The following is a 7,589-nucleotide window of genomic DNA, read 5'->3' on the forward strand; positions in this document are numbered from 1 at the left end:
ACGCCATGAAACTCCAGAACACTTCCGGCGGGTTTCGCACCGCTCTTCTATCCGCTGCTGCCCTGACGCTGTCTGGCTGCCTTGAGACCGGTCAACTGGGCACCGTCCGACATGTCGCGGGCGAAACACCCATCATCAGCAGTACACCGGTGCGCAACGGTGTGACCCCTATGACCGAACCTCTGGCTTGTGTCGGTCGGCTGATACAATCCAAGCGCAGATCGTTGGGCATCGCAATCGGTGATGTCAAGGATTACACCGGCAAGCAGGGTCAGGACGAAGGTTTTGCCATCACGCAGGGCGGGGCGCTGATGGCGTATTCTGCCCTTGGCAAGATGGGCAAGGGCGTCCGGGTCCATGAACGGTTTGATACCCGGATTGCGGATGCCGAACTGGCCTACATCGCTCAGCGGCACTTGGGCGACGGGACGCAGCACACGGTCGATGATCCGGCAACAGGCGGCACGACCGACGTGCCGTGGAAACCCTATTTCGGCGGCGGCATTCTGCAATCCGACTACTTCATCGTCGGCGGCATCACCGAGCTGAACTACAATATTCAGTCAGGCGGAGCCGAGGTCGCGATCAGCAATCTTGGTCCCAAGGCCCGCCGCTACACCATGAATATCGCCGTCGACCTGCGTGTCGTCGGCACCCAGAGTCTGCGCGTGTACGATACCGTCAGTGTCGAGAAACAGCTGACCGGATACGAGGTCGGCTTTGGCGTCTTCAGATTCTTCGGCGATTCGCTGTTTGATGTGAACGTCGGTGCAAAGAGCGCAGAGCCGCTGCAACTGGGGGTTCGAATGGCCATCGAAGCTGGCGTCCTGCAGCTGGTGGCTTCTGCCGCGGGGGTCGATCCGACACCCTGCATTCCGCCCGAGTTGAGTGCTGTTGCGTGGGACGCCGCAACACCAAGTAAATCGTAAGTTTTTAATAGAGCGGAAAATCCGCTTCCAGGAGGGACTATGACTATGCATAGCAAGACCAGAGCACGATTGCTCACGGGGGTCGCCACTTCGGCGCTGGCCTCCCTGATCGCGAGTGGCACATTCGCGGCTGAAACGACCATTCCCGATTTCACCAACGCGGCGGCACTCGGTCACAAGGTCGAATTTGCCTCTGTGACGAACATCGGAAGCATTGGTGCCGTCGCGAGCGGCAATGTCGGCGGCATCACGGTTGTCGGCACCCAAGCGGGCACCAGCAACAGCGTCACCGCCAATACGGTGGAGGCCGCTGCGACGGCAAACGCCTTCACCAATACGATCGATCTCGCTCTGATCGCGGCCGCGCCGGTTGACGGCGTTGCTGCGCTCGGGCTTGCACAGAACACGGGAGTTGTTTCCTCGACTGCCGCCGACAATGCCTTGCGTGTCGACCTGACCGGCTTTGAGAGTGGCACTGCAGTCAACGACGGCAACACCATCCGCGCGACCAGCAATGTCAACACCGGCAGCACGACCATCTCTGGCGCGCTTCCGAATGGCTATGCTTCGGCAACGCCCGGATCTTCGGCCTCTAACACCGACACAACCTCTGCCGACGATCTGGTCGCAGCCGAGGGCAGTGTCGTTGCGACTTCGGTGCAGTTGAACGCTGCAGCCGGCAACTCTGCCTCGGCCAACGGCAATGCCATCACGCTGGAACTGAGCTCGGATACGTCGAACACCGTCGACTCGTCGCCTTCGGTCCGCAACAACGCCATCGCCTCAGCGATGACTGTCAACAGCGCGACCACTGCAATCGGTCTGGGATCGACCGATGCACCGGCCTTTACCGGGTCTGCGGTCGCGTCCAACCTGCAGTCCAACACGGGCAGTGCAAGTGCTATCACCGTTGGTTCTGAGATTTCGGCCGGGATCACCGGTTCTAACCCTGCCATTGCCGTCAACACGCTGGATGGCGGACTGGCAGTTGCGGGCAACACCATCTCCTCGTCCGCGACGGGTAACCGCGCGCTCGGCACAACTGGCAAATCTGGCATTGCGCTGACCATCGGCGACCAGTTGTCGGTTAATGGGCCACTTGCAAGCCCCGTCGCGGGCGCAGCTTTTGCCTACGATGCGGGCGATCTGGCCGGTTCAGCGACCGCCGATCTGGTGGTTCTGAACAATCAAGGCAACGTCGGTGGCCCCATTCAGGCGATCACCAGTGGCGCAGGCATCGGTGCCAACGTACAATCCATCGACGCCGGAACTGTCAGCGTTGCGTCTAACACCATCTCGGCACAGGGCACGGGCAACATCGCTTCCGCAGCCCTGACCAGCGGTAAGGATGCCGCAGCATTCGCCGCCAGCGTCGCGATGGCCAGCCAGCAGACGAACACCGGTTCTGACATCAGAGTCGAGGCGACGGGCACTCAGATTGCGGCCGTTACTGGCGGCACCGGATCCGGCGGCATGACCAGCGACAGCACTGTCGCTGCCACGGGCAACACCGTTTCGGCCACTGCCTATGGCAACAGCGCATCGCAATCGGTTGCACTTGAAGCGAACACCCTGAATGCAGCCGGCGGGTTGACATCGCTGACCGGTGGCACCGCTGGGGCGACCACTGACGGCAACGTATCGAGCACCGGTCTGGTGACTGTCAGCAACCTGCAATCGAACTACAGCAGCGATGTAACGGCAATCACCGTTGGCTCCGAAATCGGAATTGACGCCGATACCCGTATCGCCGCTCCGGGTGATGTGGTGTCCGGCAGCACGCTGAGCGCGACAGGCAACCGTCAGGAAGCCGTGGCACTTGGCAGTTCGGCTGGCAATGCGCTGTCGCTGACCGGCAATTCTGTCGGTTCGGGAGCCGGAGTTGCGAACGTGCAGATTGGCGGTGCAGGTGCTGACGTCGCTGCCGCGCTGGCCAGCGCACGGACAGGTGTGGTTGTCGGCACGCATGTCGCTGACAGCAGCATCGCCGTTTCCGGCACCATCCAGCGTGCAATCGGCTATGGTGCCTCGGTCACGAACAGTCTTGCCGCAGACGCAAACACTGTGACGGCAGCTGCTGGCGGTTCGGGTTCGGCGCTCTTGATTGATCCGGTCGGAGTGCCGTTCCACGGCGCATCCCAGCCGACGGTTTCCAGCGCCTTTGGACTGCTGAATGACCAGTCGATCCTGGGCTCCGTGTCCGGCGGCGTCATGATGGTCGAGGTCGGTGTTGAGGTCGAAGGGGATCTGACCACCAGCTCCGCAAGCAACACCGGCAACGGTATTGTCGGTGCGGCCTATGCAACTGATGCAGCAAACACTCTGTCCATTGATGCCGGTTCGCTGACCACAGCGGCCTTCGGTTCTGTCGCGCAACTGACGAGCACGCAGGCAGTTGCCGGTGCGGCGTCGCGAGTGGATGCAACGGCTTATGCCCGCGTGACCACGGACATTGAAGACGATGTTTCTGCGGCCACCATCGCGACCTCGACAAACCAGATCCAGGCTCTCAGCACGGGCAACCGTGTGACAAATGCCATGACGGTTGAGGCCAACGCGCTGGATACTGCTGCTTCGATCCCGTTCGTCAACACCGGCCCGGCGGGCATGAGCAACAACGCAGCCTTTGGCGTGACCAATGCCCAATCGGCAGCTGGCGCATTCACTGCCAGCTTGCTGGATGATGAACTGGCTCCGACAGACTCGGCCCGGGTGCTGACCCGCCTTGGCTCCGATCTCTCGACGATCACCGGTTCCGCCGTGGCCACGGACGGCAACCAGTTGTCGGCTGCCGTGACCGCAAACTCGGCCGCGAACAGCATTTCAGCCGAAGGTAACCGTATCAACACCAGCATGGGTGTGCAGAACTACCAGCAGTCGTCGGCTGTTCTGGAAGCTTCGATCGGTCTTGCCGGTCTGCCTTCAGATCCGGGTGGTCCTTTCACCTTTTTCATTACTGCGACTTCCGATACCGACTTTAATGGCGCAGACAACCTGTTGACCACCGGCACACTGTCGATCGACGCGGCGGGCCTTTCGGCTCACGAGATCGCCTATCTGGTGGCAGATGGATGGACGAACGCAGGTGGTAGTGTGTTGCAGCGCGCTGCCGCTGGCTGGAGCGCAACTCCTCTCGAGTATGCTGTCCTGATGAGTGCAGGGCCAGGCCTTGAAGGCGGCGCGACGGTACCCGCCAGCAACGGCACGCCAAACATCGGCGGTGTCAGCATTGTTGCTGATGGCGCTTCGGTAGTGGGTTCGACCCTTTCGGTTGACGACAACCGTGTTTCGGGGTCCGTAACCGGCAACAGTGCCTCAAACGCCCTGTCGATCAACGCGGGTGCGATTGAGGGAAGCGGCGCTGTAGCGGGGTCTGCGCAAGCGCTGAGCGTGACATCTGATAGTGCCAACGCACAGGTTATAGCAGATTACGCCCTGTCCAACGTCCAGGCGGTGACGGCTCCGGGCAGCCTCGACAGCGCGGTCTTTGGTACGTTCTCGGTCGAAACGGCTGAAGACGCGGCTATCTCGGACACGGCGATTTCCGTGTCGGGTAATACCCAGCGTTCGGTTGCGGTTGCCAACACGGCAGCCAACGCCCTGTCAAACGCGGTTGCACTCAGCGCGAACAGTGTCAGTGCCGGGTCTGCCCTCGCGTCTTCGCAAACCAGCGAAGCAGGTGTCACGGCGCGCTCGGCAGTTGACATTATCGCTCCGGTCGCAGTGACCGGATCGACCGTCGACATGTCGGACAACGCAAACACGGCGCTGGCGGTCATGAACGACGTTGCCAACAGCAGCACCGTTTCCGCCACGACCATCACCCATACAGGCGGCGGCCTGCCTGGCACCGTTGACGCTGCGGGCCTGGTCGCAATGCCCGGCTCGGTAGCGGCGAACGGAAATCATGTTGTTCAGAACATCCAGTCTGCAGGTGCGGTTGCGGTTTCCAGCAACGCATCCAGCTATATCTACAATCTGGATGAACTGGCTGCTGCAACTGACGGTATCACCGCCAGCTCGGTCAGCCTGTTGAACAACGCAACCTACGGCGAGGCTTCGGCCAACCGGGCAACCAACACCCTGACCGTTGACGGCGCTTCGGTGCTGGGGTCTTCTGCAGGCCTGGGCAACTTCCAGTCCAGTGCAGCGGCTGTCACGACGAATGCGGCTTCGGTCGTATCTGTCTCGCTCTCGGGGGATGCTGCGGTTCCGGCCATGCTTAACAGCACCGCCGCCATTGATGGAAACTCGACGACGGCTCTGGCGCGGGGCAACCATGCTTCGAACGTGCTGAACGCGGTTGCAGGATCGTCTTATGGCACTTCGATGGCGGGTGGCCGTGTCGACCTTGGTGGGGCTTTCGGGGTGGGATCGGCTGTGTCTGATGCCACATTTGCCGTGCTGAACGTGCAGGCCAACACCGGGGCGATCAGCGCAAGCAGCGTCGGTACCCGCTACGAGATGGCACTCAACACCGCGGCCTCTGCGGTTCCGGGTGTGTCAGGCAGCTCGCTCTCGGTGGCTGGCAACAGCGTCGGTGTCGAAGCCTTCGGCAACAGCGCTTCCAACGTGCTGCGCGTCTCTGCGCTGAACACCGGCTCGCCGACGGCGTCGCTGGGCAGCAGCCAGACCAATACGGGGAATATCTCCGCTGTGGCTTCCGAAGCAAGCATCGGGGTTACCGGCTACGGTCTGGCCTCATCCTCGTCGCTGGGTGTGTCGGCAAACACTGTGTCGGCCCGTGCAGTGGGCAACAGCGTCACAAACGCAATCAGCCGCGTGACACGCTGACACCAAACCCGGTCCGCCCGCGTGCCCGTGGCGGACCGGAGCTGGCGGGGGGCTTGCCCCTCGCCAGTCCGGAGGGCGGTTCGCCGCCCTCCTTCTTCCTTTCATTCATACCGATCCTGATCTGGAATCCCGTCATGCGCCTGACTTACCTGCCATTGATCACCCTTGCCGCCCTGGGGCTGGCAGCCCCGCTGTTCGCTGAGACCGCCGACGGTGATTTTTCTGTCCGTGGGATTGGCGCGCAGACCTGCAGTACGCTGACGGATGCCGCTGAAGAGGATGGCTCCGGCGCAATATTTGAATACCTGTCGGCATGGGTTGCGGGCTATGCCACCCACGCCAACCGGGTGACCAGCGGCCTCCATGAGGTCATGCCGATCACCGACAACCTTGTTCTGGCGCGCGTGGTGGTGGCCCTGTGCCAGGCCAACCCGCAGGCGCTGACCGAAACGGTGTTGAACAGCCTGATCACCTCGCTGGCGGATGCAGCCGTGCCAGCCGCCGCCAAAACTGTCGAAATTACCAATGCGGACCAGACTGTTCTGATCCCGCTTCCCACTTTTATCCTGGTTCAGCAGCATCTTGTTGACGCTGGCCGCTTGCCTGATCTGCCTGGTTCCATAGATGGCCAGTATGGCCCCCAGACCCGTGATGCCCTGATCGCGCATCAGCAGTCTGCCGGCCTGACCAAAACCGGTCTGCCCGATCCCGCCACTCTGCTGTCGATGTTTGCAAAGGCCCCCTGATACGGCCGGCCGATCTGTCTTCTGTGACGAATCCTCGTACGCAAAGCCCGCCCCTGCACGACACCATATCCTTATCGTGCGGGCAGTGTGGTGACCAACATACGATCCATCGATCTTGTTTGCCGATGGTATGACTGGCGCGATCTTTGCCCCGGACAGCTCCTGCTGTGGCTCCGCACCCATTGCAGTTTGTTCCAAACCCGGCATGCCAAGATCAACCTGCCGCTGGCATGCCAAACTGCCCCGGGGCTTTTGTCCCGGGGCCTTTTAAATATAGCCATCATCGCATGGGTTCTGGTGCCGGAAGCAGAGCAAACATGCGTTTCTTCTGTGCCTCTCCATCAGACCAGCTGCAGGGATCAGCTCAGTTTTACATGCGCCTTTTGACGTTATGACCTGCCACTGAACTTTCATCACGTGCAGCGGGACGGGCGATTGCGGTGGTCAGGTGCAGGGCGAAACCTGCAGGGGTTTGATATCCGAGGGCCGAGTGAGGGCGCTCGGTGTTGTAGTCGGTCACCCAAGCTGCGATCAGATCGCGGGCATGGGCCAGGTTGCGGAACAGTGCCTCGTTCAGAAACTCGTCCCGCATCCTGCCGTTGAAGCTTTCCACAAAGCCATTCTGCATCCGCTTGTCCGCGCGATGTAGTGCCATTCGGCACTGTGCTCGGCGCACCACTTCAGGATTGCGTTCTAGGTCAGTTCGGTCCCGTTGTCTGACACGATCATGCCGGGCTTGCCTACGGCGTTCGATCGGCGCGGTCAGTTCACGGGCCACGCGGTGGCCCGAGATCGAGGTGTCAGGGGGCGCCGCCAGACACTCGCGCGTGACGTCGTCCACAACGTTCAGCACCCGGAGCCGCCGCCCGCAGGCGAACTGGTCATGGACGAAATCCAGCGACCAGCGAGCATTTGCCCGCGCCTCCATCAGGATCGGGGCCCTTGTGCCGATGGCTTTGCGGCGTGCTTTGCGTTTACGCACCGTTAATCCTCCAGATCCGGCGAGACCTTCCAGTCTCGCAGTTTGTAGACGGTTCCGGGGCGGGGGCGTGGTTTTTCTTCGGGTTCGCGCATCCGGCGTTTGAAGCTGTGGATCGGGGTGGCGCGGTCGTCGATGCGG

At 61.6% G+C, this 7,589-nt stretch carries 4 protein-coding genes; 3 read left to right on the forward strand and 1 reads right to left on the reverse strand.

What is annotated here, in order from left to right:
- Window positions 1-5: 5 nt before the first annotated feature.
- From D1012_RS20295 to D1012_RS20305, 3 genes are all read left to right on the forward strand, one after another.
- Entirely contained in the window at window positions 6-929 is a 924-nt protein-coding gene (locus D1012_RS20295) for a CsgG/HfaB family protein (RefSeq protein WP_118155949.1), read from the forward strand.
- Between the two features lie 45 nt (window positions 930-974).
- A complete protein-coding gene (locus D1012_RS20300) occupies window positions 975-5,723 on the forward strand; it encodes a beta strand repeat-containing protein (protein WP_147335756.1) in 4,749 nt (1,582 codons plus the stop codon).
- Window positions 5,724-5,857: 134 nt separating this feature from the next.
- Window positions 5,858-6,469 (forward strand): peptidoglycan-binding domain-containing protein, encoded by a 612-nt coding sequence (locus tag D1012_RS20305; protein ID WP_118155951.1) that lies wholly within the window; start codon window positions 5,858-5,860, stop codon window positions 6,467-6,469.
- Window positions 6,470-6,839: 370 nt separating this feature from the next.
- Here the strand turns inward: D1012_RS20305 and D1012_RS20310 are convergent, their stop codons facing one another.
- A complete protein-coding gene (locus D1012_RS20310; protein WP_267897841.1) occupies window positions 6,840-7,451 on the reverse strand; it encodes an integrase core domain-containing protein in 612 nt (203 codons plus the stop codon).
- Window positions 7,452-7,589 lie beyond the last annotated feature (138 nt).

This window comes from Pseudotabrizicola alkalilacus, from assembly GCF_003443995.1.
GTDB lineage: Bacteria > Pseudomonadota > Alphaproteobacteria > Rhodobacterales > Rhodobacteraceae > Pseudotabrizicola > Pseudotabrizicola alkalilacus.